This window comes from Ancylobacter mangrovi, assembly GCF_024752335.1.
Taxonomy (GTDB): domain Bacteria; phylum Pseudomonadota; class Alphaproteobacteria; order Rhizobiales; family Xanthobacteraceae; genus Ancylobacter; species Ancylobacter mangrovi.
In genome coordinates, this window is the sequence record NZ_JANTHY010000003.1 from 93,015 (window position 1) to 115,547 (window position 22,533).

Consider the following 22,533-nt stretch of genomic DNA (forward strand, 5'->3'; position numbering starts at 1 on the left):
CCGGCAGGTCGTCCCGCCGGGCCTTTTTTTGAGCGCGCTCGCAGGCGGGCGTCAGCCCTTCAGCGTGACCTTGGTGCGCGGATCGGCGGCGAGGGCCTGCATCATCGCGGTCACCTCGGAGAAGGCCTCCGCGTCGAGATCGCGCAGCGGGGCGCGCACATGGCCGCCGTCGAAGCCGCGCAAATTCATCGCCGCCTTCACCATCTGCGGCTGGCCGTGCCGGCGGGCGAGGGCGCGGAACGCGTACCAGGCTTTGTGCATCTCGCGCGCGGTGGCGGCATCGCCAGTCTCGAGCGCGCGATAGGTCGCCAGGATCAGCTCCGGCAGCGCGCAGGAATTGGTCGAGGAGATGCCATCGAAGCCGGCCATCATCGGGCCGAGGAAGGCGAGGTCGGAGGCGCAGAACAGCTTGATGCGGCCGCCGAGCCGGTTGGCGATCCGGTCGATCGCGGTCACCGACAGGTCGCCCTGCTTGATGCCGGCCACGCCGGGAATATCGGCCAGCCGCTCGATCAGATCCGGCGCCAGCGTGATGCCGATGCCGGGCGCGTTGTAGATCAGGATGCCGGTGCGCGAGAGCGGCGCCATCTCCTCGAAGAAGGCGGCGATCTGACCGTCCGTGACCTCGGAGACGAAGGGCGGCGTGACCATGGGCAGGCCGCCCAGCTCGCCGGCAAGCACGGTCAGCTCACGCGCGGTGCGCGCATCCGAGGCGGCCGAGCACAGCATGACCGGCACCCGGTCGCCCGCCACTTCCATCGCGACGCGGAACAGCTCCGCGCGCTCGGCCGGCGACATGGCGGGGAACTCGCCATAGGTGCCGCCGATGAGGATGCCGTCATAGCCGAGCCCGATGACGCGCTCGATCGAGCGGGCAAGGCCCGCCCTGTCGAGCGCACCGGAGGCGTCGAACGGGGTGACGGTGATGTTGAAGATGCCCGCGAGGCGCGCGCGGCATTCGTTCACGTCCTTCATGATTCGAGACCTCCCGCGCTCAGGCCGCGACCTGGACCAGCGCCCGGTCGAGCGTGCCCAGCACCCGGCAGCCGGTGTCGGTAACGACGATGGTCTCGCTCACCCCCACGGTGAAGCGGCCATAGATGCGCAGCGCCGGCGGCAGGTGGAAGGTCATGCCCGGCGCGAGCGGCGTCTTCACGCCGGCATTGAGGCTGAGGATGCCGCCCTCGCCCCAGTCCGGCGCGAAGGAGATGCCGACGCTGTAGCCGAGCCGCTTGCGGAAATTGTCGGTGTAGCCGGCGGCGTCGATGATCTTCTGCCCGGCGAGGTGCGGCACCTCGCAGGCCACGCCCGGCCGGATGGCGTCGAGCGCGGCGGCGAGCACCTCCTGGCAGACTTTCATCATGTCGAGCGCCTCGGCCGGCGGGGTGCCGATCCAGGCCGAGCGCATCAGCGCGGCGTGGTAGCGGTCGTGGCTGGCGGCCATTTCCAGGAAGGCGGGGTCGCCCGCCTCCAGCCGGCGCCGCTTCCAGGTGCCGTGCGGCACGCCGCTGCGCGGACCGGACGAGACCAGCGGCTCCATGCCCATATATTCCGAGCCGGCCGCGATCGCCGCGCCCATCATGGCGGCGACGATGTCGTTCTCGGTATTGCCGACCTTCACCGCGGCGAGGCCGGCCTTCAGCCCGGCGTCGACATAGGCGGCCGAGCGCTCCAGCTTGCCGATCTCCAGCGGCGACTTCACCACGCGCAGCTTCTCGACGATGCCGGCGGCGTCGTGGACCGTGCCGAGCGCGGCCTGCAGCGCCTCGTAGGTGGCGATGGGCAGGAACCAGCCGCGCTTGTCGATGCCGACGCGCCGGCCCTTCAGCCCCTTCGCATCGATCAGCGCGACGAGGAAGGCGACCGGGTCGTCCGTGTCCTGGTAGATCGCCGCGTCGGTGATGAAGGTGTTGGCGACGAAGTTGAAATATTCGAGCTGGCGCACCACGAAGACCGGGTCGCCCTCCACCGGCAGCACCAGCGCCTGGAAGGTGTAGTAGCCGGGCGTCTGCTGGCCGGTGAGATAGAACAGGTTCTCCGGCCCGGTGACGATCATCACGTCGAGCCCCGCCTGCGCGAGGCCCTCGCGGGCCTTGGCGACACGCGCGTCGTATTCGGCCTTGGGGAAGGCGGATTCCTGCCCCTGAACCACACTGCCGGTGGCGGTCATGTCACGAAAACTCCCTGATGAGATGCGTGCACGACGCATCGAAACGAAGGCCGAGGCCGGGGGTCGGGGGGGCGCTCACGCGGCCGTCGCCATAGGCGAGGCAGGTGGCGGGGTTGCTGGCGGGGTCGTTCTCCAGGCCGTCCGCGCCGTAGAGCTCGGCGAAGCGTGGGCAGGTGGCGCAGGCGAGATGGAGCGCGGCGGAGGTGGCAAGCCCGCCCTCGTTCATCTGGCCGATCATGAAGGGCACGCCGGCGCGGGAAAGGAGGCGGGCCGCCTCGAGCGCGGGGGTGAGGCCGCCGAGCTTGACCAGCTTGAGATGGGCCATCAGCCCGTTGCCGGCGTCGGCGATGCGGCGCACCTCGTCGAGGCCGGTCACGCTCTCGTCGAGCATCACCGGGATGGGGCTCCGCGCCGCGAGCTCGTCCAGCGCCTTCCAGTCGCCGGGGGCGACCGGCTGCTCGACATAGGCGAGGTCGTAGCGCGCGAGCGCTTCGAGATGGCCGAGGGCGGCGGGCAGCTCCCAGGCGCCGTTGGCGTCGGCGGCGAGCGTGACGCCGCTGCCGAAGCGCTCGCGCAGCAGCGCCACGCGGCGGAGATCGTCGGCAATATCGCCGGCGCCGATGCGCACCTTCAGCTCGGTGAAGCCGCGCGCGACATAGGCCGCGGCGCGCGCGAGGAAGGTCTCATCGGAGGAGACGAACAGCGTCTGGTTGGTGGCGTGGGCGATCGGGGCGCCGTCGGGCGCGCCGAGACGAACCGCGAGCGGCACGCCCGCCTGCCGGGCGCACATGTCGTGCAGCGCGCAGTCGATCAGCGTGCGTACCGGCGCGCTGGCGCGGGCAACGGCGGCGGGCGGCTCGGCGAGGAGGCAGGCGGCATCGCGGGCGAAATCGATCCCGCTAAGGACGTCGAGCGCCTCGGCCAGCACCGCCTCGGCGGCGAGGCCGTTGAGATAGGCGATGTTGATGCGCACCTCGCCGGCGGCGACGAGGCCGTCCTGCTCGAGCCGCAGATAGAGCGTGTCGAGCCCGTCGACGCGGCCGGAGGAGGCGGTGTGGAGCACCAGCCCTTCCCGATAGGTCAGCATGGCGCGATGAAGGGATGCCCACATGGTTCAGCCCGCCAGCATGGTCCGGGCGATGTCGCGGTAGATCAGGCTCGCGGCCGCGAACTCGTTCACCGGCACGAACTCGTCCGCCTTGTGCGCGACGGCGAGCGAGCCCGGGCCGATCACCACGCCCTCGGCACCGGCGGCACGGAAATGGACGAGGTCGCAGGCGCCCTGAAAGCCGAACGGCCCCGGCTCGGCGATCCCGCGGGCGCGGCAGGCGGCAAGGCTCGCGGCGACGATCGGCCGGTCGGGCGCGGTCTCGGTCGCCCCGCCGGTGGTGGGCTTCCAGTCGACGATCTCGGCGCGCAGCCCGGTGCGCTCATGGGCGCGGCGCAGCATGGCGGCGATGTCGGCCTTCACCGCCTCCTCGTCCTCGCCGGGCACGAGGCGCCGGTCGAGCAGCATCTCGCAGGCGCCGGGCAGCACGTTGTCGGCGTGGCCGCCATGGATGCGGGTGACGGTGAGGCTCGCCGCACCGACCAGCGGGTGGGTGCGGTGGCGCACGTCGTTCTCATGCGTCTCGGCGACCAGAGCCAGCAATTCGCCGGCGCGGTAGATCGCATTCTCGCCGAGATGCGGCGAGCCGGAATGGGCCGGCACGCCGTGCACGCGCACCAGCGGGCGCAGGCTGCCCTTGTGGGCGGAATAGACGGTGTTCGAGGTCGGCTCGCCGACGATGGCGAAGTCGATCTTCGGCCGGCGCGCGGCGTAGAGCTTCGCCCCCTCGCTGGCGATCTCCTCGTCGGCGACGAAGACGGCGAGCAGCGTGCCCGACCAGGAGGCGCGGTCGGCGGCGAGCAGGCGCGCCGCCTCCAGCATCGCGGCGAGCGGGCCCTTGCAGTCGCAGGCGCCGCGCCCGTAGAGCCGTCCCTCGCTCTCGCGCAGCACGAACGGGTCCGAACTCCAGCCCTCGCCCGCCGGCACCACGTCCATATGGGTGTTGAAGGCGAAGACCGGCCCCGGGCCGTTGACGAGCCTGGCCTCGATGTTCACGCGTCCCGGCCTGAACTCGTCGAAGGCGATCTCGAAGCCGGCCGGGGCGAGCGCCTCGCGCAGATAAAGCGCGACCTCGTATTCGCGCCCGGGCGGGTTCTCGCTGCGGATGGCGACGAGCTCGGCGAGCTCGCGTTTCATGCGGGCGAGGTCCGGCGCAGAGGAACTGACAGGAGAGGTGGGGGCGGGAGACGCGGGGACGGGCATCGGGGCACTCGTCAGTGGAGGATCTGGTCGAGGAAGCGTTGCGCGCGTTCATTGACCGAGCCGCCGAAGAAGGCCTCGCTCGAGGCGGTCTCGACGATCCGGCCGTCTTCCATGAACACGATCTTGTCGGCGGCCCGGCGCGCGAAGCCCATCTCGTGGGTGACGACGAGGCTGGTCATGCCCTCGGCGCTGAGGTCCGCCATCACGTCCAGCACCTCGCGGATCATCTCGGGGTCGAGCGCGGAGGTGGGCTCGTCATAGAGCATCAGCTTGGGCTTCATGGCGAGCGCGCGGGCAATGGCGACGCGCTGCTGCTGGCCGCCGGAAAGCTCGTCCGGGAAGGCGTCGGCCTTGTCTGGGATGCGCACCTTGCGCAGCAGGTCGAGCGCGACGTCGTGGGCGTCGGCGCGCGACAGGCCGAGCACCTTCATCGGCGCCAGCATGATGTTCTGGGCGGCGGAGAGGTGCTGGAACAGCTCGAAGTTCTGGAACACCATGCCGATTTCGCGGCGGATGCGCGCGGCGTTGGCGAAGTCGCCGGTGATGTTGGCGCCCTCGAAGAAGATGTCGCCGCCATCGGCGGGCTCGAGCAGGTTCACGCAGCGCAGCAGGGTGGACTTGCCCGAGCCGGACGGGCCGATCAGCACCACGGTCTCGCCGCGCCGCACGTCGAGCGAGCAGCCCTTGAGGATGCGGGACTGGCCGAAGCTCTTGTCGATGCCGACGATCTCCAGCAGCGGCGCGTCGGCGCGGGTGGCGGGGCGCCCCGTCGGCGGGTCGGCGCGGTTGGCGTCGTTCATGGCGGCCCCCTCAGCGGACATCGGCGCTCTCGGTGGCGAGCAGGAGACGGTCGAGCAGCGGGCGCTTCTCGCGGCGGCGGCGCTTCTTCGGGTCAAGGCTGCGCTCCAGCATCGCCTGCAGCGCCATGAAGATGGTGGTGAGCACGAGGTAGTAGACGCCGGCGGCGGTGAGCGCCTCGAGATAGCGGAACGAGGCGCTGGCGGTCTGGTTGGCGACCAGCAGCAGCTCCTCGACCGCGATCACCGAAACCAGGGCGCTAGTCTTGAGCATGCCGATCATCTGGTTGCCCATGGGCGGCAGCACGATGCGGGCGGCCTGCGGCAGGACGATGAAGCGCATCACCTGCGAGGTGGTGAGCCCGAGCGCGAGGCCGGCGGTGCGCTGGCCCTTCTTCACCGCGTTGAGGCCCGAGCGCAGGATCTCGGCCATGTAGGCGCCCTCGTTCAGCGCCAGCGCAATGACTGCGCTGAGGAAGGCGGACAGGCGGATGCCGTAGCTCGGCAGCACGTTGTAGATGAAGATGATCTGGAACAGCACCGGCGTGCCGCGGAACAGCCAGATGTAGATCAGCGTGAAGAGCTGCAGGGGGCGCGAGCGCGTCTCCTGCATCAGGGCGATGACGAGCCCGGCGAGGATGCCGAAGAACAGCGAGGTGACGGTGATGAGCAGGGTCAGCACCGCACCGTGGAAGAAGGGCGGCGAGACGACGTAGTCGAAGACGAGGTCGAGCGACATCATGCGCGTCTTCTCCCGTTCCGGGGCATTGCGGGCCGGCGATCAGGCGGGTGCCGTCAGTTGAAGATCGACACCGTGGGCGGCAGGTTCCACTTCTTGATCAGCGCGGTGTAGGTGCCGTCGTCGACGATCTCCTTCAGCGCGCCCTTCAGCGCCTCCTGCATGGCGGCGTCGCCCTTGCGGGTGGCCATGCCGACCGAGGTGTTGGATTCGAACTCGTCGCCGACGGATTCGAACACGTCCGGCAGCTCCTGCATCAGCTTCACCGAGCCGGGGGTCGAGTCGTAATAGGCGTCGGCGCGGCCCTGGCGCAGGGCGAGCGCGGAATCCTGCGCGGTCGGCAGGGTCAGCACGGTGACCGCGGCCAGCCCCTTGCCCTGGCAGCGCTTGTCATCGGCGCGGGCCTGGCTTTCCTGGATGCCGCCGAGGGTGACGGCGATGGTCTTGCCGCACAGCGTGTCGTCGCGGCCGGTGATCTTGGCGGGGTTGCCCGCCTTCACCATCACCCGGTTGCCGATCTTGAGATAGGGCACGAAGTCGACCTGCTCGGCGCGCTGCGGGTTCATGTACATGGCCGAGTTGATGATATCGATGCGCCCGCCCTGCAGCGCCGGGATCAGGCCCTTGAACTCCATGTTCATGGCCTTGGGCGTGGCGTTCAGCTTCTTGCCGAGCGCCTCGATCAGGTCGATGTCGAAGCCGGTGAGCTTGCCGTCCTTCTGGAACTCGAACGGCGCGAAGGTCGCGGCGACGCCGTAGGTGATGGCGCCGTCTTCCACGAGCCCGCTCTTGGGCATCTCGGCGGCGGCTGCGGCCTGCATCATGCCGAGCGGAAGGACGAGGGCAGCGACGATTTTACGAAGCATGTTGGTCCCCTGGGTGCGATCTGGATGGCTCTGGTTGTCGAAGGCGTCTTGTTCTAAATTGCACTTTATGACGACATTTATACAAATCCGTCGGGCCGAACTGTCAAGCGTGCACCTTTGGAGGCGGTGCACAAATGATGGACGATGGCTGATGAAAAATGAGCATTTGCCGAAGTCGGCACGCGTCAGTCCGCGCCGAACGACCGTCGCAGCGGCGCTCCTCCGCACCTCCAAGATGGCGGAAAGGCTTGCCTCGGCGATTTCATCTATTGTATGCGAGTTCAAATTTCATACAAAGCTGGTGGCCTATGGCGCGCAGTCCGAGCCAGAACCGTTTTCGTCTGGCGAATCAGATTCTTGAGGTGGTTCGCGACGGGCGTTTCGAAGTCGGCCATCACCTGCGCGAGCAGCAGTTCGGCGACCTGCTGCAGGTCTCGCGCACGCCGGTGCGCGCAGCGCTGTCCCTGCTCGCCGAGCACGGCGTGGTCGAGGCCCGGCGCCACCAGGGCTTCTTCCTGAAGGCGACGCCGGAGGAACTGCACCGCTTCAGCCTCGAAGTGCCGCCGAGCGCCGACCAGGACCTCTACAGCGACATCGTGCAGGACCGGCTGGCCGGCCGCCTGCCGGCCTCCTTCACCCAGACCGGGATCGCCCGGCGCTACGACGTCGACCGCGCGCTGCTGCAACGCACGCTGACGCGCCTCGTCGACGACGGGCTGCTGGAGCGCAATACGGGCCGGGGCTGGACCTTCCTGCCGACGCTCGACACCGGGATGGCGCTGCAGAACAGCTATGATTTCCGCCTCATCACCGAGCCGCAGGGGCTGCTGGTGCCGACCTTCAAGGCCGATCCGGCGGCGCTGGAGCGGCTGCGCATCCAGCATCTCTATCTCGAGACCCATCCGCGCATCGCGACCGTCGACGCGCGGCAATTGTTCGACACCGATGCCCATTTCCACGAGGCCATCGCCGGCTTCAGCGGCAACGTGTTCCTGCTGCAGGCGATCCAGCAGCAGAACCGGCTGCGGCGCCTGCTCGAATTCGGCGGCTATGTGAACCGCCGCCGCGTGCGCGACTGGTGCCGCGAGCATCTCGCGATCCTCGACGCGGTGGCCGCGGGCGACCAGGCGGGGGCGGCCGAGATCATGCGCCTCCACCTCACCAACGCCTTTTCCGCCGTGCCGAGCTTCGAGACCGGCCGGCGCGCCTGAGCGTGCGGTGGGGGCCGACGCCGGGAGGAGGTCCCCCATTGTCGACCAATAGTATACCGATTAAGAACCAATGGCGCGGTTCGTGCAGACGCGCTGGAACGGGGCGGCTTCGGCCGGCTCGACAGTGTGAGCCGCGTTCGTCCGCGAGGATTTCATGACCATCCTGCTCGTCCGTCATGACACGTGCCTGCCCGCGCTCGACGGCATGGTCGCCGGCGAATTCGCCGCCGCGCGCGGGACGCGGTTCGCGGCGCTCGCCACCGGCGGGGCCGGCCATGCCCGCTTCGACTGCGCCCAGCATGTGCTCGCCCATGGCGAGCTGGCGGCCAACGGGCTGCTCTGGGCGGAGCGGGCGGGCGACCGGCCGGTCGTCGCGCCGGTCGACCGAGGAGCGGTGGCCCGTATCCCAGGCACCGTCGTCGTGCCGATCAATCCTCATCTGGCCGCCTATCGCGATGCGGAGGCGCGCATCCTCGCCACTGCCGAGCGGGCCGGCCGGGCGGTCGAGACCCTCGACGTCCGCGGGGTGGACGACCGCCTGGAGCTGCTCACCGCCGGCGGGGAAATCGTCGCGGCGTGGCGGCGCGACCGCTTCGGCCGGCCGCTACCCCTCGACGCGACGCTCCCCATCCACGAGGGGCGTGCGCTGCGTGTGCTGATCGTCGGCGACGAGGCGTTGCAGCGCGAGGTCTATCCCGCCCCGCTCGCCGCACTGGGCGATGCAGCCGAGGCGCTCGGGCTCGACCTGACGCCGGTCTTCGCCGATCCGCGCGCCGAGCCCGCACTGGTGTGGGACCGGCTCCTCGCCGGCGTCGACGGGCTGCTGCTGCCCGGCGGTTCGGACATGGAGCAGGTGGAGGGGCAGATCGCGGCGGCGCGGGCGGCGATCCGCCGGGACCTGCCGACCGCCGGCCTGTGCTTGGGCATGCAGACCATGGCGAGCGCGGTGGCGCAGGAACTGTGCGGCATGAACGACGCCAATCTCGAAGAGGCCGATCCCGACGCGCAGACGAAGACCTTCGTGCGCCTGCACGACGAGCTGGGCCGTCCCGCGCACCGGCTCGGCCTGCTTGCCAGCCGGCTCGAACCGGGCAGCCGCCTCGCCGCGCTGGCCGGCGGCGCGGAGCGGCTCGACGTGCACTACAACCACCGCTTCGTGCTCGATCCGGCGCTGGAAGGCCCGCTCGCGGCGGCGGGCCTCGCCGTCTGCGCCCGGCAAGGCGAACGCGCCTACGCCGATGCGATCGAACTGCCGGCGCTGCGCTTCTTCGTCGGCATGCAGGGCCATCCCGAGCTTGCCAGCCGCCGCGGCCGGCCGCATCCGCTCCTCGCCGGCCTGCTCGCCGCGATGGCGTCCCGATGACCTCCCCCACCGTTCCGGAATTTGCCCGTGCCCCGCTGCCTGATTGTCCAGCCCATCCATGCCGCGGGCCTCGAACTGCTCGAGAAGGCCGGCATCACCCCGGTGCCGGCGCCGGCCTATGATGCCGAGGCCATCGTCGCGGCGATGCCGGGCATGGAGGCGGTGATCACACGCGACGCCGGGTTGCGGAGCCCGGCAATCAGCGCCTCGGCGGTGCTCCGGGTGATCGGCGTGCATGGCGTGGGCACCGACCCGGTCGACATCGCCGAGGCGAGCCGGCGCGGTGTCTGTGTCGTCAACACGCCCGGCGCCAATGTGCGCGCCGTGGCGGAGCAGACGCTCGCCCTCGCGCTGGCGCTCGCCAAGCAGGTTCCGGCGGCGGACGCGGCGTCGCGCTCGGGCGATTTCGGCTTCAAGTACCGGGTGCCGCTGCGCGAACTTGCCGGTGCCACCTTCGGCATCGTCGGCTTCGGCCATATCGGCCAGGCGACGGCCGCGCTGGCGCGGGCCTTCGGCATGAAGGTGGCCGGCTTCTCGCGCAGCCAGCCGGACGAGGCGTTCGCCCGCGCCGGGGTCGAACGTATGGCGACGCTCGACGCGCTGCTACGCGTCGCCGATGTCGTGTCGCTGCATCTGCCGAGCACGCCTGCGACGCGCGGGGTAATCGGCGCGCGCGAATTGTCGCTGATGAAGCCCGGCGCGTTCCTGCTCAACACCTCGCGCGGCGCGCTGATCGATGAGGACGCGCTGGTGGCGGCGCTGGCGGCCCGGCGGATCGGCGGCGCCGGGCTCGACGTGTTCGCCCTTGAGCCGCTGCCGGCCGGCTCCCGGCTCGCCGCGCTCGACAATGTGGTGCTGAGCCCGCATGTCGCGGGGTCGGCGGTGGAGGCGCTGGAGCGGACCGCGCGCCTCGTGGCGGAGCAGGTCGTCGACGTCTTCGCCGGCCGCCGTCCATCCCATCTCGTCAATCCCGAAACCTGGCCGCCCGGTCCGCGCGCGTGAGCGGCAGCGCGAGAAATGGTGCCCGGAAGGAGCGTCGCGTGACCGAGCCGATCGCCATCGACCGCGCCTTCGCCGAACGCCTGTTCGACGAGCTGGCGGCGCGCACCGGAGATGCGCCCGGCATCACCCGCGCCGCCTATGGCGAGGGCGAGCAGATCGCCCATGACGTGATGAGCCGCGAGGCCGCGGCACTGGGCCTCACGCGCCATGTCGATCCGGCCGGCAATCTCTATTTGACCTATGAGGGGCGCGATCCCTCGCTCGCCTCGTGGGTGGTCGGCTCGCATCTCGATTCGGTGCCGCATGGCGGCAATTTCGACGGCGCGGCCGGCGTGATCACCGGGCTGTGCGCGGTGCGCGCGCTCGTCGAGGCCGGCATCCGCCCGCGCCGCGCGATCACGGTGATGGCGATCCGGGCGGAGGAGAGCAACTGGTTCCCGCTCTCCTATCTCGGCAGCCGCGCCGCGCTCGGCCTGCTGCCACAGGAAAGCCTGGCCACGCCGCGCTCGGATACGGGCGTCGCGCTCGCCGAGCACATGCGCCGCCTCGGGCTCGATCCCACCCGCGTCGGCGAGGGCAGGGTGCATCTCGACCCGGCGCGGCTCCACGGCTTCATCGAGCTCCATATCGAGCAGGGGCCGGTGCTGGAGGCGGCGGACGTGCCGATCGGCCTCGTCACCGGCATCTCGGGCAGCTTCCGCTACCGCCGCGCGCACATCCTCGGCGAATGGGGCCATTCCGGCGCGGTGCCGCGCGGCCATCGCCACGACGCGGTGTTCGCGTTGGCCGACCTCGTCACCGCGCTCGACCGGCTGTGGGGCGAGGTGCTGGCGGAAGGCGAGGGCGCGACCGTCACCTTCGGCGAGGTCGGCACCGACCCGGCGCTGCACGGTTTCAGCAAGGTGCCGGGCGAGGTCTCCTTCTGCCTCGACGTGCGCAGCCTGTCGCCGGCCTGCCTCGATCGCATCCACGCCGGGTTGATGGAGATCGTGGCGGGCATCGAGGCGGCGCGCGGCGTGCGCTTCGAACTCGGGGCGCGTACCGGCTCGGCTCCCGCCCGGCTCGACGACGCGCTGCGTGCCCGGCTCGCCGGCGTAGCCGCCGCGCGCGGGGCGGGGCATGTGGAGATGGCGAGCGGGGCCGGGCACGACACGGCGGTCTTCGCCAATGCCGGCGTGCCCTCGGCGCTCGTCTTCCTGCGCAACCAGAACGGCAGCCACAACCCGGACGAGGCGATGGAGATGGCGGATTTCGTCGTCGCCGCCGACGTCATCGCCCATCTGCTGGCGCGTGACGACAACGGGTGACGGCGCCCCGCGCCCAGCCTCGGGTTCGGCCTTGGCCTCAGCCCATGCAGGCATCCTCCGCCGCGCTGTAGCCGGCGGGGCGCGGGGCGCTCTTCTGGGGCTGCCCGCGGCCGAGCGCGCCGTCGGAGCGGGCGCGCAGATAGACGAAGATGGCGTCGATGTAGCACATGACGTTCGGGTTCACCCCGAAGGCGGGCATGACCAGATCCTGGCTCGCGCTCACATTCTTCTTGCCGTTGGTCACGGTGTCGAGGAACTGGCTGTAGCTGAGGTTCTGCAGCGCATCGACCAGCGAGGGCGCGAAGCTGGAGCCCAGCCCGTCCGGGCCGTGGCACTGCATGCAGTTCGCCGTGTAGCGGATGTAGCCGACCGAGGTGTACCAGTCGACGGTGCCGTCCTTGTCGATCTTGAAGGTCGGGTTGCCCTGGCTGTCGCTATATTCGCCGTCGGACGAGCTGGCGGCGGCGGGATCGCCCGACCCGTCGGCGCAGAGCTGCGACGTCATGAGAAGAAGAGCGGCCGCGATCGCGGCGCCGGTACGCGCATGATGCATGTGTAGCCTCCCACACCCCGGCTTCTTGTTGTGCGGCGTGGAAGGCCGGGGACGGGGGATGATTCCGTCGCCGGGCCCGGGAGGCAAGCCGGCAGTGAAGGGCGGCGAAGGGCGGCGCTGGCCGGCGTCAGGCCAGCCATTCGCCGAAGGGGCGCACCGCGATGCCCGCGCCTTCGAGCCGCGCGCGGATGTGGCGGGCCATCTCCACCGCGCCATGGGTATCGCCATGGACGCAGACCGTGTCCGCCTTCACCTTCAGCCGGCCGCCGCCGGCGGTGACGATCTCGCCGTCCTCGACCATGCGCAGCACGCGCGTGGCGGCGTCGTCGGCGTCGTGGATCACGGCGCCGGGCAGCTTGCGCGAGACCAGGTTGCCGTTGTCGGCATAGGCGCGGTCGGCATAGATCTCGCGCGCGAGGCGAAGGTTCTCCGCCTCGCCGGCGCGCTCCATCTCCAGCCCCGGCATCACCACGAAGACGAGGCCGGAATCGACCGCCCGGATGGCGCGGGCGACGGCGCGGGCGAGGCTGGCGTCCTCGTTGGCGAGATTGCCCAGCGAGCCGTGGGTCTTCACGTGCTGGAGCTTCTGCCCGTTCGCGTGCGCGAGCGCCTGCAGCGCGCCGATCTGGTAGATGAGGTGCTTCTCCACATCCTCGGGCCGCTCGCCCATGATCGGGCGGCGGCCGAAGCCCCACAGGTCGAGGAAGCTCGGATGGGCGCCGACGCCGACGCCGTTCGCCTGCGCGGCGGCGAGCGTCTTCGCCATCACCAGCGGGTCGCCGGCATGGAAGCCGCAGGCGATGTTGGCGGAGGTGACGATGCCGAGCATCGCCTCGTCGTCGCCGAGGGAATAGACGCCGAAGCCCTCGCCCATGTCGCTGTTGAGGTCGATCACGGCCATGTCTGTCTCGCTTCGCTCAAGAGGGGTGGCTGGGAGGATAGGGGCAGAAGGGATCGTGGGCGGCGGAGGCGACGCCGCTGACGAGATTGAGGCCGAGCAGCCGCTCGCTGGAAAGGGCGGCGGCGCCCAGCACCACCGGCTCCATGGCGGCGATGGCGTCCTCAAGCGCGGCGGCGGCGCGCCGTGCCGCCTCGGCGGCCTCCCGGGCGTCGATCGCGGTGAAGCTCAGCGTGTCGCCGGGGCGGAGCTGGGCGAGGCGGCCGAGATCGGGGCCGATCACGGTGGCGATCTTGGGATAGCCGCCCGTGCTCTGGCGGTCGGCCAGCAGGACGATCGGCCTCCCGTGGCCCGGGACCTGGACGCTGCCATTGGCGATGCCGTCCGAGACGATGTTGAAGCCGGCGGCGTGCTCGACCGCCGGGCCCTCGAGCTGGCAGCCCATGCGGTCGGCGCGGGTCGACAGCGTATAGGTCGCCGACAGGAAGGTGGCGAGGCCGGCGGGGGTGAAGGCGTCCGCCTGCGGCCCGAGCACGACGCGCAGCGGCCCTTCGGCGGGTGCCAGATGGCGGCGGCCCTGCCGCAGCAGCGGGCCGGCGCCGCCGCCGCGCAGCGGCAAGACCGTCCCCGCCCGGAGCGGGCCGCCGTCGAGCCCGCCGAGGCCCGAGCGCGTATGGGTCGAGACGCTGCCGAGCACCGGGGCGACGTCGAGGCCGCCGGCAATGGCGAGGCAGGCGCGCATGCCGGTCCGCGCCCGTCCGATGGCGACCCGGTCGCCGCGCGCCAGATCGTGCGCCTGCAGCGGCTCGGCCGGGCGTCCGTTGATGGTGAGCGCCATTTCCGCGCCCGCGAGGGCGATCCGGCAGGCATCGGCGACGACGGTGAAGGCGAGGCCCGTCATGGTCATCTCGACGACGGCAGTGCCGGGCGGGTTGCCGACGAGGGCGTTGGCGAGGCGCATCGCGGCGGGGTCCATCGCTCCCGAGCCGGAGATGCCGAAGCGCTGATAGCCGAACCGCCCGGCATCCTGCAGGGTCGAGAACAGCCCGCCATCGGTGACGGCGAGATGGGGCGCGCCGTGCGGGTCAGGCGTCATGCGCGCCTCCCGCGGGTGTTGCGTCGAGCATGGTCTCGGGCGTGGCGACGATCTCGCCCGCCTCGGCGGCGGCGAGCAGGTCGCGATACGCGCCGGCGTCTATGGGCATGAAGCGGATCGTGTCGCCGGGCGCGAACAGGAACGGCTTTTCGCGCGCGGGATCGTAGGAGCGTACCGGGGTCTGGCCCAGCAGGTGCCAGCCGCTCGGCACCTCGATCGGCGGCGAGACGGCCGCCTGCCGTCCGCCGATGGAGACGCTGCGCGGCGGCGTCTTCGGGCGCGGATCGGTGCGGCGGCTCGTGTGCAGCCGCTCGGGCAGGCCGCCGAGATAGGCGAAGCCGGGCGCGAAGCCGATCATGTAGACACGGTAGAGCGCGCCCGCGTGCAGCGCGACCAGCTCGTCCGGCGTCAGCCCGTGCTGGCTTGCCACCGCTTCGAGATCGACCCCGTGCGCGCCGCCATAAAGCACGGGCACGCGCCAAAGCGTGCCGGCGGCCTCAACGCCGGGCGCCGTCTCCAGCTCGCGGACGCGCCCGGCCAGGGTGACGCGGTCGACGACCAGCGGGTCGAACAGGATCAGCAGCGAGCGATAGGTCGGCACCGCCTCGCGCACTCCCTCGATCGCGGCCGCGGCAAGCGCCCGGTCGAGGGCGATGACGCGCGCATTCACCGCTTCGTCGATGCCGTCGCCGAACTCGACGACGAGCCCGCTTTCTCCGGCGTCGAGCAGGCGGGGGAAGGGCGGGTCCTTCGGCGTCATGGTGCGTGCGGGCGCTCGTGCTTGCGGTCGGTCTCGGGAGAGGGGTTCTGAAATCGTATGTTATATCAACATATTACGTACGTCCGGCGGTCGGCCGGCTGCGCATGATCGATCACGTCCGGCGATCCGCAAAGATCAAATCCAAGGCAGTTCCTGCATAAAAAATCCACTTGAATTCCGACGGTATACCAAAGAAATTCCAGCCAGCGACCCCCGATCCACCGCGTCTCCACCCGCTTTCGGAGGCGCCTTTTTCGATGGCGAGAACTCATGGATTTCGAGGAAGCCGGCACCCTCGTGCTGCCCGCCGCCCACGGCAAGGCCATCTGCCTGCGGGCCGGCTGGCGGGTGCGGGTGGTCAATCCCCACGGCACGCAGGCGCTCGACTTCTGGGCCTTCAACGCGGCGGACCCGTCCGAATTCCTGTCGATGGACAACGTGCGCTCGTTCAACTCCGTCGCCTATGTCGAGAAGGAGACGGCGCTCGTCACCACGCAGCGGCGGCCGATCGTGTGCATGACCGAGGATACCTCGGCCGGCCAGCACGACACGCTGCTGTGCGCTTGCAACCCGGCGATCTACCGCGAGCTCGGCGTGAAGGGCTATCACCGCAGCTGTTCGGACAACCTGCACGAGGCGCTGGGCGAGATCGGCTGGAAGGTACCCTTCACCCCCGCGCCGCTGAACATGTTCATGAGCGTCGACGTGCGCCCGGACGGCTCGCTCGACCGCATCCTCCCGCGCTCCAAGCCCGGCGCCCATGTCGAGCTGCGCGCGGAGTTCGACGCGGTGCTGGTGTTCTCCAACTGCCCGCAGGACGTGACCACCATCAACGGGCCGGACCGTACGCCGCGCGACTGCGTGCTCGAGATCCTGCCGCCGGCGGACGCGCCCTGATGGCGGCGGCGCCGACACCATCCGCGCCGACATCGCCCGCGCCGCTGCTGCGCATCCGCGAGCTGAGGAAGAGCTTCGGCGCGCACGAGGTGCTGAAGGGCATCTCGCTTGAGGTCCATGCCGGCGAGGTTGTGTCGATCATCGGTGCCAGCGGGTCGGGCAAGAGCACCTTCCTGCGCTGCATCAACGTGATGGAGATGCCCGACGGCGGGCTGCTCGACTTCGAGGACGCCCATTTCGACTTCGCGCCCGGCGCGCGCGGCCGGCCGACTCCGGCCCAGCTCAGGGCGCTGCGCGCGCGCATCGGCATGGTGTTCCAGAGCTACAATCTGTGGCCGCACATGAGCGTGCTGGAGAACGTCATCGAGGCGCCGATGCGGGTGAAGGGCGTTGCCCGCGCCGAAGCGGTGGCGCTCGCCGAGGGGCTGCTGGAGCGCATCGGCCTCGCCGACAAGCGCGGCGCCTATCCGAGCCGGCTGTCGGGCGGCCAGCAGCAGCGCGTCGCCATCGTGCGCGCGCTCGCCATGAAGCCGCGGCTGATGCTGTTCGACGAGGTGACCTCCGCCCTCGATCCGGAGCTGGTGGGCGAGGTGCTGGCGCTGATGGCGTCCCTCGCCAAGGAGGGCATGACGATGCTGCTTGTCACCCACGAGATCGGCTTCGCGCGCGAGGTGTCCACCCGCACCGTGTTCTTCGACCAGGGTCGCATCGCCGAGGACGGCCCGCCGCGCGACGTGCTCTACCGGCCGGCGAGCGAGCGGCTGCAACAGTTCCTCAAGCGCGTGCTGCACGAGCACGTCGCCGGCCCGACGGGAGAGGCGCCATGAGCTTCTCCGAATGGCTCGACTTCTTCCTGCCCTACGTGCCGGGCTTCCTGCACGCCTCCTGGTTGGTGCTGGTGCTCACCGTGCTGGTGATCCTGGTGAGCTGGGCGTGCGGGCTGGTCGTCGCGCTGGGCAAGGCCTCGCAGATCGGCGTGATCCGGCAGGCGAGCGTGTTCTATATCTGGTTCGTGCGCGGCACGCCGGCGCTGATCCAGATCTTCATCGTCTATTTCGGCCTGCCGCAGCTCGGGCTCGGGCTCTCGCCCTTCGTCGCCGGCGTGCTGGCGCTTGGCATCAACAGCGGCGCCTATGTCGCCGAGATCATCCGCTCGGGGCTTTCGGCCATTCCCAAGGGCCAGGTCGAATCCTCGCTGGCGCTGGGCATGAGCCGGAGCGAGACGATGCGGCGCATCGTGCTGCCGCAGGTGGTGCGCATCATCCTGCCGGCGATCACCAACGAGGCGATCTCGACGCTGAAGAACACCTCGCTCCTCTCCACCATCACCGTGGTCGAGCTGACGCTCTACGCGCAGACCATCATCGCCACGACCTTCCGCCCGTTCGAGTTCTACGCCGCGACCGCGGTCATCTACCTGGTCATGACCACGATGCTCTCGCAGGTCGCGGCCATGCTGGAGCGCTACAATGCCCGTTACGTCTGACCGCCGTCCTCTCCGGAGGCGCGTGCCATGAGCGTCCTGCCGACGGATTCGCTGGCGACGCCGCGCTTCTGCGGGGTGCCGACCTTCATGCGGCTGCCGCAGGCGACCAGCCTCGAAGGGCTGGACGCCGCCATCATCGGCCTGCCGTCGGATTCCGGCGCCCCGTTCCGCACCGGCGCGCGCTTCGCGCCGAATGCGGTGCGGGCGATGTCGATCATGCTACGCCCGATCAACCCCTATCGCGGCGGCATCAACGTGTTCGAGCGGCTGCGCGTCGCCGATGCGGGCGACGCGGCGGTGGTGCCGGGCTATCTCGAGGAGACGCTGGCGCAGATCGAGACCGCGGTGCGGGCGCTGGCGCAGGCCGGGCTCACCCCGTTCGGCATCGGCGGCGACCATTCGGTGACGCTGGCGGAGCTGCGCGCGGTGGCGGCGACCCACGGGCCGCTGGCGCTGATCCAGTTCGATTCCCATTCCGACACCTGGGACAGCTATTTCGCCGGCAAGAAGTACAGCGCCGGCACGCCGTTCCGCCGCGGCGTGGAGGAGGGCATCATCGATCCCTCGCACTCGATCCAGATCGGCATGCGCGGCTCGCTCTTCGCCCCGGACGACGTCAGCCAGTCGCTCGATCTCGGCTACGAGGTGGTGACCACCGACGCGATGTTCGAGATGGGCCTGCCCACGCTGGCGCAGCGAATCGCCGCGCGCACCGCTGGGCGCCCCGCCTTCCTGACCTTCGACCTCGACTTCGTCGACCCGGCCGCCGCGCCCGGCGTGCAGACGCCGGAATCGGGCGGGCCGAATGCCCGCGAGACGCTCGCTTTGCTGCGCGCGCTCAAGGAAATCAACCTCGTCGGCGCCGACGTCGTCGAGCTGAGCCCGGGCTTCGACCAGCCCTCGCAGATCACGGCGCTGCTCGCCGCGACCGTGATGGCCGAGCTGATCGCGCTCCGGGCCGACCGCTGACGCCTTTCGAACAACCAAAAAGACGTGCCGCCACCTTCCACCGTCAGACCTCTCCGCAAGGCCTCACAAAGGGGAACATCATGCGTCTTCCATTTCTCTCCGTGCTCGCCGCTGCCGCGCTCGGCGCGCTGCTCGCCCAGCCGGCCGCCGCGCAGGACCTCGAGCTGATCCAGCCCGGCAAGCTCATGATCGCCACCGAGGGCACCTACCCGCCCTTCTCCATGCGCGCGCCCGACGGCACGCTCGACGGGCTCGAGATCCGCGTCGGCAAGGAGATCGCGCGCCGGCTGAACCTCGAATACACGCCGGTCATCATCAAGTGGGAGTCGCTGCTGGTCGGCCTCGAGGCCGGCCAGTACGACTTCGCCTCCGACGCCATGGACATCACCGCCGAGCGCCAGAAGCAGGTGATGTTCGCCGATGGCTGGCTGGAGTCGGGCGGGCGCGTGGTCGTCAAGAAGGGCTCGGACATCAAGAAGTCGGCCGACATCAAGGGCCGCACGGTGGGCGTGCTGGTCGCCTCCACCTGGCAGAAGCTGGCCGAGGAGCGCGGCGCCAAGGTGAAGACCTACAAGGCCGAATCCGACGCGTTGCAGGACCTCGTCAACGGCAATATCGACGGGGTGATCACCGATTCGATCGCCGCCGCCTACGCGATCCAGGAATCCAAGCTGCCGCTGACCATGACCGAGGACTATGTCAGCCATGTCCAGAAGGGCTTCCCCTTCAAGAAGGGCAAGCCGAACCTCGTCAAGGCGGTGAACAAGGCGCTCGCCGACATGATCGCCGACGGCACCTATGCCAAGCTGACCACCCCGCTGATCGGCTATTCGCCCGCGCCGAAGGACCCCATCCGCACGCAGTTCTGAGCCTTCGGGCGGTCATTCGCGACGGCACGCCGGAGCCTTCCGGCGTGCCCTTCACGTTTCGACGGGACGGCAGGCATCGCCACCGCGACGAGAGTTGAGATGAAGGACAGGGAAGAGGAGACGCGCGCCACGCTGGAGCCCGCCCCGCGGGCGCTGAGCCAGATGGCCTACGACCAGCTGCTCGACCGGCTGATCAAGCGCGAGATCCCGGTCGGCGCCGTGCTTCAGGAGCGCCGGCTAGCCGAATCCCTCGACATCTCGCGCACCCCGGTGCGCGAGGCGCTGAACCGGCTGGAGAGCGAGGGCTTCGTCACCCGCAAGCCCGGGCGCGTGCTGGTGGTGAAGGAGTTCTCCACCCGCGAGCTGATCGAGACGCTGCATGTGCGCCAGATCATGGAGAGCGAGGCGATCTCGCTGGCTGCGCCGCGCATCCCGCCCGGGGAGCTCGACGCGGTCGAGGCCGACATCCACGCCCTGCTGGCGCAGCAGAACCCGAGCGCGGAGGACGACTGGCAGGTCGACAGCGCCCTGCACCGCATGATCGCCCATCACAGCGGCAACGGCGTGCTGGCCGGCATGATCGAAAACCTGCGCGTGAAGACGTATACGTTCAATCTCGACCGCATGCCCGAGCGCTTCGAGATCGGCCATCGCGAGCACCTCGTCATGATCGACGCACTGCGCCGGCGCGACCGCGAGGGGGCGCGCGCGGCGATCCAGCAGCACATCGAGAATGTGAAGCACAGCATCATCCTGAAGCTCAGCAGCATCTGAGGACGCAAATGTCTCAACACCGAATCAGCGAGACCACGCGCGGCGTGTACATCATCTCGCCGACGCCCTTCACCGAGGACGGGAAGGTCGATCTCGCCAGCACCGACACGCTGCTGGACTTCTACGACGCGAAGGGCGTCACTGGCATCACCATCCTCGGCGTGCTCGGCGAGGCGGGGAAGCTGACGCCGGAGGAGGCCGCGACCTTCCTCGACCATGTGATGAAGCGCGTGGACGGGACCAGGCCGATCGTGGTCGGCGCCAGCAACCCGGGCACCGACAATCTGGTGCGCTTCGCCAACCGGGCGATGGAGAAGGGCGCCGCCGGGCTGATGATCGCCCCGCTGCCGGGGCTGAAGACCGACGAGCAGATCTACGCCTATTGGCAGGCCGTGCTCACCCGGCTCGGCCCGGACATCCCGGTCTGCTACCAGGACTACCCGCAGACCACGCAGGTCGTGACCTCGGTGTCGGTGCTCAACCGGCTGATCGACGACTTCCCGAACTTCGTCATGCTGAAGCACGAGGAGGGCTCGGGCCTTTCCAAGATCAGCCGGCTGCGCGAGCGCTCGGACGCCGGCAAGGGCCGGCGCATCTCGATCCTGGTCGGCAATGGCGGGCTCTACCTGCCGCAGGAGCTGCGGCGCGGCGTCGACGGGGCGATGACCGGCTTCGCCTATCCCGAGATGCTGGTCGGGGTGTGCGAGAAGTTCTTCGCCGGCGAGGTCGAGGCGGCCGAGGACCTGTTCGACATCTACCTGCCGATCCTGCGCCACGAGCAGCAGCTCGGCTTCGGCCTCGCGGTGCGCAAGGAGATCCTGCGCCGGCGCGGCGCCATCGCCTGCTCGGCCACGCGCCATCCCGGGCCGAAGATGACCGCGCGCGACCATCAGGAGCTCGACGAGCTGATGGCCCGCCTCGACGCCAAGCTGGGGAAGTGAACCATGGACCTCGGACTTGATGGGCGCACCGCGCTCGTGCTCGGCTCCAGCCGGGGGCTGGGCGAGGCCATCGCCCGTACCCTGGCGAAGGAGGGCGTGCGGGTGATCGTCACCGGGCGCGATGCGGAGCGCGTCGCCAAGGTGGCCGGCGACATCCGCGCCGCCGGCGGCAACGCGGACACGCTGGTGCTCGACCTGTCGGACCGAGCCGGCCTGATGGCCGCGCTCGACACGATCGCCGTGCCGGTCGACATCCTGATCAACAACAGCGGCGGCCCGCCGCCCGGCCCGGTCGCGCAGGCGAGCGAAGAGCAGTGGAGTGCGAGCTTCGAGGCCATGGTGGGCGCGATCTTCGCGGTCACCACGAAGCTGCTGCCGGGCATGCGCGCGCGCGGCTTCGGGCGCATCGTCAACCTCGTCTCCTCCGGCGTCGCCCAGCCGATCCCCAATCTCGGCCTGTCGAACGCGCTGCGCGCCTCCATCGTGGGCTGGGCCAAGACGCTGGCCGGCGAGGTGGCGAAGGACGGGGTGACGGTGAACTGCGTGCTGCCCGGACGCATCCACACCTCGCGGGTGGACGAGCTCGACGCGGCGGCGGCCAAGCGCACCGGCTCGACCCCGGAAGCGGTGGCCGAGGCCTCGCGCGCGACCATCCCCGCCGGGCGCTACGGCGATCCGCAGGAATTCGCCGACGTGGTGACGTTCCTGGCGAGCGCGCGGGCGAGCTACGTCACCGGCTCGCAGGTGCGGGTCGATGGCGGGCTGATCCGGGGGGTGTGAGGGCGATCCGTAAGGCGGCGGCGCGGGCGTCGGCGTCAGATCGTCGACAGATGGCGGATGATGCAGGCCTTCACATTGTCGATGTGCCGGACCATCGCGCCCGCCGCCGCGTCCGCGTCGCCCTTCTCGACCGCCGCGATGATCTCGATGTGCTCGCGATAGACCGCGACCGCGCGGTCCGGCATGCGTCCGAGATCGAAGATGCGGGTGCGTCGGCGCAGGTCGCGGATCATGTTCGCCATCAGCGGGTTGCCGGACGCGGCGGCGATCTCGTCATGCATGGCGGCGTCGATCGCCGCGCTCGCCTCCGGGTCCTCGCCGTTGCGCCCGCTGGCGCCGTCGGCGACCAGTTCCTCCAGCCGCTCGCGTAACTCGCGCAGGCGGGCGAGGTCGGCCCGGCCGATGCACAGCCGCGCGGCTTCCGGCTCCAGCAGGCGGCGGATGTTCAGCACCTGCATGAACTCGGGTACCGTCATCTGGCGCACTTCGAGATAGCGCGTGCCGCGCCGCTTCAGCAGGCCCTCGCTCTCCAGCATCAGCAGCGCGTCGCGCAGCGGCGTGCGCGAGACCTCGAGCGCGTCGGCGAGCCGCCGTTCGGTGAGCACCTCGCCGCCGCGCAGCCGGCCGGAGAAGATCATGTCCTCGAGGCGGCGGTGGACCTCATGGGCAAGGCGGCGCGGGGCGGCTTCGTCGAGGGCCGACTCGTTCATCGTGTCCTGCATCGGGCGCGGCGGGCGAAGGCGT

General features: G+C 70.2%; 25 protein-coding genes. 13 read left to right on the plus strand and 12 right to left on the minus strand.

What is annotated here, in order from left to right; genetic code table 11:
- Window positions 1-51: 51 nt before the first annotated feature.
- The 7 genes from NVS83_RS10145 to NVS83_RS10175 form a co-directional block, all read right to left on the minus strand.
- Window positions 52-975 (minus strand): dihydrodipicolinate synthase family protein, encoded by a 924-nt coding sequence (locus NVS83_RS10145; RefSeq protein ID WP_258739196.1) that lies wholly within the window; start codon window positions 973-975, stop codon window positions 52-54.
- A 19-nt stretch (window positions 976-994) separates the two neighbouring features.
- Complete coding sequence (locus tag NVS83_RS10150) at window positions 995-2,170, minus strand: M24 family metallopeptidase (RefSeq protein ID WP_258739197.1); 1,176 nt, start codon at window positions 2,168-2,170, stop codon at window positions 995-997.
- A gap of 1 nt (window position 2,171) precedes the next feature.
- Window positions 2,172-3,281 (minus strand): mandelate racemase/muconate lactonizing enzyme family protein, encoded by a 1,110-nt coding sequence (locus tag NVS83_RS10155; protein WP_258739198.1) that lies wholly within the window; start codon window positions 3,279-3,281, stop codon window positions 2,172-2,174.
- 3 nt (window positions 3,282-3,284) lie between these two features.
- Window positions 3,285-4,415 (minus strand): M20 family metallopeptidase, encoded by a 1,131-nt coding sequence (locus NVS83_RS10160; protein WP_258739199.1) that lies wholly within the window; start codon window positions 4,413-4,415, stop codon window positions 3,285-3,287.
- 77 nt (window positions 4,416-4,492) lie between these two features.
- The gene (locus NVS83_RS10165; protein WP_309486187.1) at window positions 4,493-5,281 is read right to left on the minus strand and encodes an amino acid ABC transporter ATP-binding protein; all 789 of its coding nucleotides are present in this window, start codon (window positions 5,279-5,281) and stop codon (window positions 4,493-4,495) included.
- Window positions 5,282-5,291: 10 nt separating this feature from the next.
- The gene (locus NVS83_RS10170; protein ID WP_258739200.1) at window positions 5,292-6,020 is read right to left on the minus strand and encodes an amino acid ABC transporter permease; all 729 of its coding nucleotides are present in this window, start codon (window positions 6,018-6,020) and stop codon (window positions 5,292-5,294) included.
- Window positions 6,021-6,073: 53 nt separating this feature from the next.
- A complete protein-coding gene (locus tag NVS83_RS10175) occupies window positions 6,074-6,883 on the minus strand; it encodes an ABC transporter substrate-binding protein (RefSeq protein ID WP_258739201.1) in 810 nt (269 codons plus the stop codon).
- 151 nt (window positions 6,884-7,034) lie between these two features.
- On the opposite strand from NVS83_RS10175, the gene NVS83_RS10180 reads away from it, so the two are divergent.
- The 5 genes from NVS83_RS10180 (at window position 7,035) to NVS83_RS10200 (ending at window position 11,766) form a co-directional block, all read left to right on the plus strand.
- On the plus strand, window positions 7,035-7,244 hold the full coding sequence (locus NVS83_RS10180) for a hypothetical protein (protein ID WP_258739777.1): 210 nt from the start codon (window positions 7,035-7,037) through the stop codon (window positions 7,242-7,244).
- Window positions 7,192-8,094, plus strand: coding sequence for a GntR family transcriptional regulator (locus tag NVS83_RS10185; RefSeq protein ID WP_258739202.1), 903 nt, complete (start codon window positions 7,192-7,194; stop codon window positions 8,092-8,094). Before NVS83_RS10180 ends, NVS83_RS10185 begins: the two co-directional genes overlap by 53 nt.
- 154 nt (window positions 8,095-8,248) lie before the next feature.
- The gene (locus NVS83_RS10190; RefSeq protein WP_258739203.1) at window positions 8,249-9,457 is read left to right on the plus strand and encodes a glutamine amidotransferase-related protein; all 1,209 of its coding nucleotides are present in this window, start codon (window positions 8,249-8,251) and stop codon (window positions 9,455-9,457) included.
- Between the two features lie 27 nt (window positions 9,458-9,484).
- Window positions 9,485-10,459 carry a hydroxyacid dehydrogenase gene (locus NVS83_RS10195; RefSeq protein ID WP_258739204.1) on the plus strand — a complete coding sequence of 325 codons (975 nt, stop codon included), beginning with the start codon at window positions 9,485-9,487 and terminating at the stop codon, window positions 10,457-10,459.
- Between the two features lie 38 nt (window positions 10,460-10,497).
- On the plus strand, window positions 10,498-11,766 hold the full coding sequence (locus tag NVS83_RS10200) for a Zn-dependent hydrolase (protein WP_258739205.1): 1,269 nt from the start codon (window positions 10,498-10,500) through the stop codon (window positions 11,764-11,766).
- A gap of 37 nt (window positions 11,767-11,803) precedes the next feature.
- On the opposite strand, the gene NVS83_RS10205 is transcribed toward NVS83_RS10200, so the two are convergent.
- The 4 genes from NVS83_RS10205 to pxpB all read right to left on the minus strand — a co-directional run bounded on the left by NVS83_RS10205 (window position 11,804) and on the right by pxpB (window position 15,073).
- Window positions 11,804-12,319: a c-type cytochrome, methanol metabolism-related gene (locus NVS83_RS10205; RefSeq protein WP_258739206.1), complete on the minus strand. Its 516-nt coding sequence runs from the start codon at window positions 12,317-12,319 to the stop codon at window positions 11,804-11,806.
- 127 nt (window positions 12,320-12,446) lie between these two features.
- A complete protein-coding gene (locus NVS83_RS10210; protein ID WP_258739207.1) occupies window positions 12,447-13,220 on the minus strand; it encodes a LamB/YcsF family protein in 774 nt (257 codons plus the stop codon).
- 16 nt (window positions 13,221-13,236) lie between these two features.
- Window positions 13,237-14,313 (minus strand): 5-oxoprolinase subunit C family protein, encoded by a 1,077-nt coding sequence (locus tag NVS83_RS10215; RefSeq protein ID WP_258739208.1) that lies wholly within the window; start codon window positions 14,311-14,313, stop codon window positions 13,237-13,239.
- On the minus strand, window positions 14,303-15,073 hold the full coding sequence (gene pxpB, locus NVS83_RS10220) for a 5-oxoprolinase subunit PxpB (protein ID WP_258739209.1): 771 nt from the start codon (window positions 15,071-15,073) through the stop codon (window positions 14,303-14,305). The genes NVS83_RS10215 and pxpB overlap by 11 nt, the downstream gene beginning before the upstream one ends.
- Window positions 15,074-15,343: 270 nt before the next feature.
- Here pxpB and NVS83_RS10225 point away from each other — a divergent pair, with 270 nt between their 5' ends.
- The 8 genes from NVS83_RS10225 to NVS83_RS10260 all read left to right on the plus strand — a co-directional run bounded on the left by NVS83_RS10225 (window position 15,344) and on the right by NVS83_RS10260 (window position 21,789).
- The gene (locus tag NVS83_RS10225) at window positions 15,344-15,970 is read left to right on the plus strand and encodes a DUF1989 domain-containing protein (RefSeq protein ID WP_258739210.1); all 627 of its coding nucleotides are present in this window, start codon (window positions 15,344-15,346) and stop codon (window positions 15,968-15,970) included.
- Window positions 15,970-16,797, plus strand: a complete 828-nt coding sequence (locus tag NVS83_RS10230) for an amino acid ABC transporter ATP-binding protein (RefSeq protein ID WP_309486189.1) — start codon at window positions 15,970-15,972, stop codon at window positions 16,795-16,797. Before NVS83_RS10225 ends, NVS83_RS10230 begins: the two co-directional genes overlap by 1 nt.
- Window positions 16,794-17,456, plus strand: coding sequence for an amino acid ABC transporter permease (locus tag NVS83_RS10235; protein WP_258732941.1), 663 nt, complete (start codon window positions 16,794-16,796; stop codon window positions 17,454-17,456). Before NVS83_RS10230 ends, NVS83_RS10235 begins: the two co-directional genes overlap by 4 nt.
- Before the next feature lie 27 nt (window positions 17,457-17,483).
- The gene (locus tag NVS83_RS10240; RefSeq protein WP_258739211.1) at window positions 17,484-18,425 is read left to right on the plus strand and encodes an agmatinase; all 942 of its coding nucleotides are present in this window, start codon (window positions 17,484-17,486) and stop codon (window positions 18,423-18,425) included.
- Window positions 18,426-18,505: 80 nt separating this feature from the next.
- Complete coding sequence (locus tag NVS83_RS10245) at window positions 18,506-19,294, plus strand: transporter substrate-binding domain-containing protein (RefSeq protein ID WP_258732939.1); 789 nt, start codon at window positions 18,506-18,508, stop codon at window positions 19,292-19,294.
- Between the two features lie 99 nt (window positions 19,295-19,393).
- Window positions 19,394-20,068: a GntR family transcriptional regulator gene (locus tag NVS83_RS10250; RefSeq protein WP_258732938.1), complete on the plus strand. Its 675-nt coding sequence runs from the start codon at window positions 19,394-19,396 to the stop codon at window positions 20,066-20,068.
- An 8-nt stretch (window positions 20,069-20,076) separates the two neighbouring features.
- Window positions 20,077-21,009 (plus strand): dihydrodipicolinate synthase family protein, encoded by a 933-nt coding sequence (locus NVS83_RS10255; RefSeq protein WP_258739212.1) that lies wholly within the window; start codon window positions 20,077-20,079, stop codon window positions 21,007-21,009.
- 3 nt (window positions 21,010-21,012) lie between these two features.
- On the plus strand, window positions 21,013-21,789 hold the full coding sequence (locus tag NVS83_RS10260) for an SDR family oxidoreductase (protein ID WP_258739213.1): 777 nt from the start codon (window positions 21,013-21,015) through the stop codon (window positions 21,787-21,789).
- Window positions 21,790-21,824: 35 nt separating this feature from the next.
- On the opposite strand, the gene NVS83_RS10265 is transcribed toward NVS83_RS10260, so the two are convergent.
- The gene (locus NVS83_RS10265; RefSeq protein ID WP_258739214.1) at window positions 21,825-22,499 is read right to left on the minus strand and encodes a GntR family transcriptional regulator; all 675 of its coding nucleotides are present in this window, start codon (window positions 22,497-22,499) and stop codon (window positions 21,825-21,827) included.
- Between the last annotated feature and the right edge of the window lie 34 nt (window positions 22,500-22,533).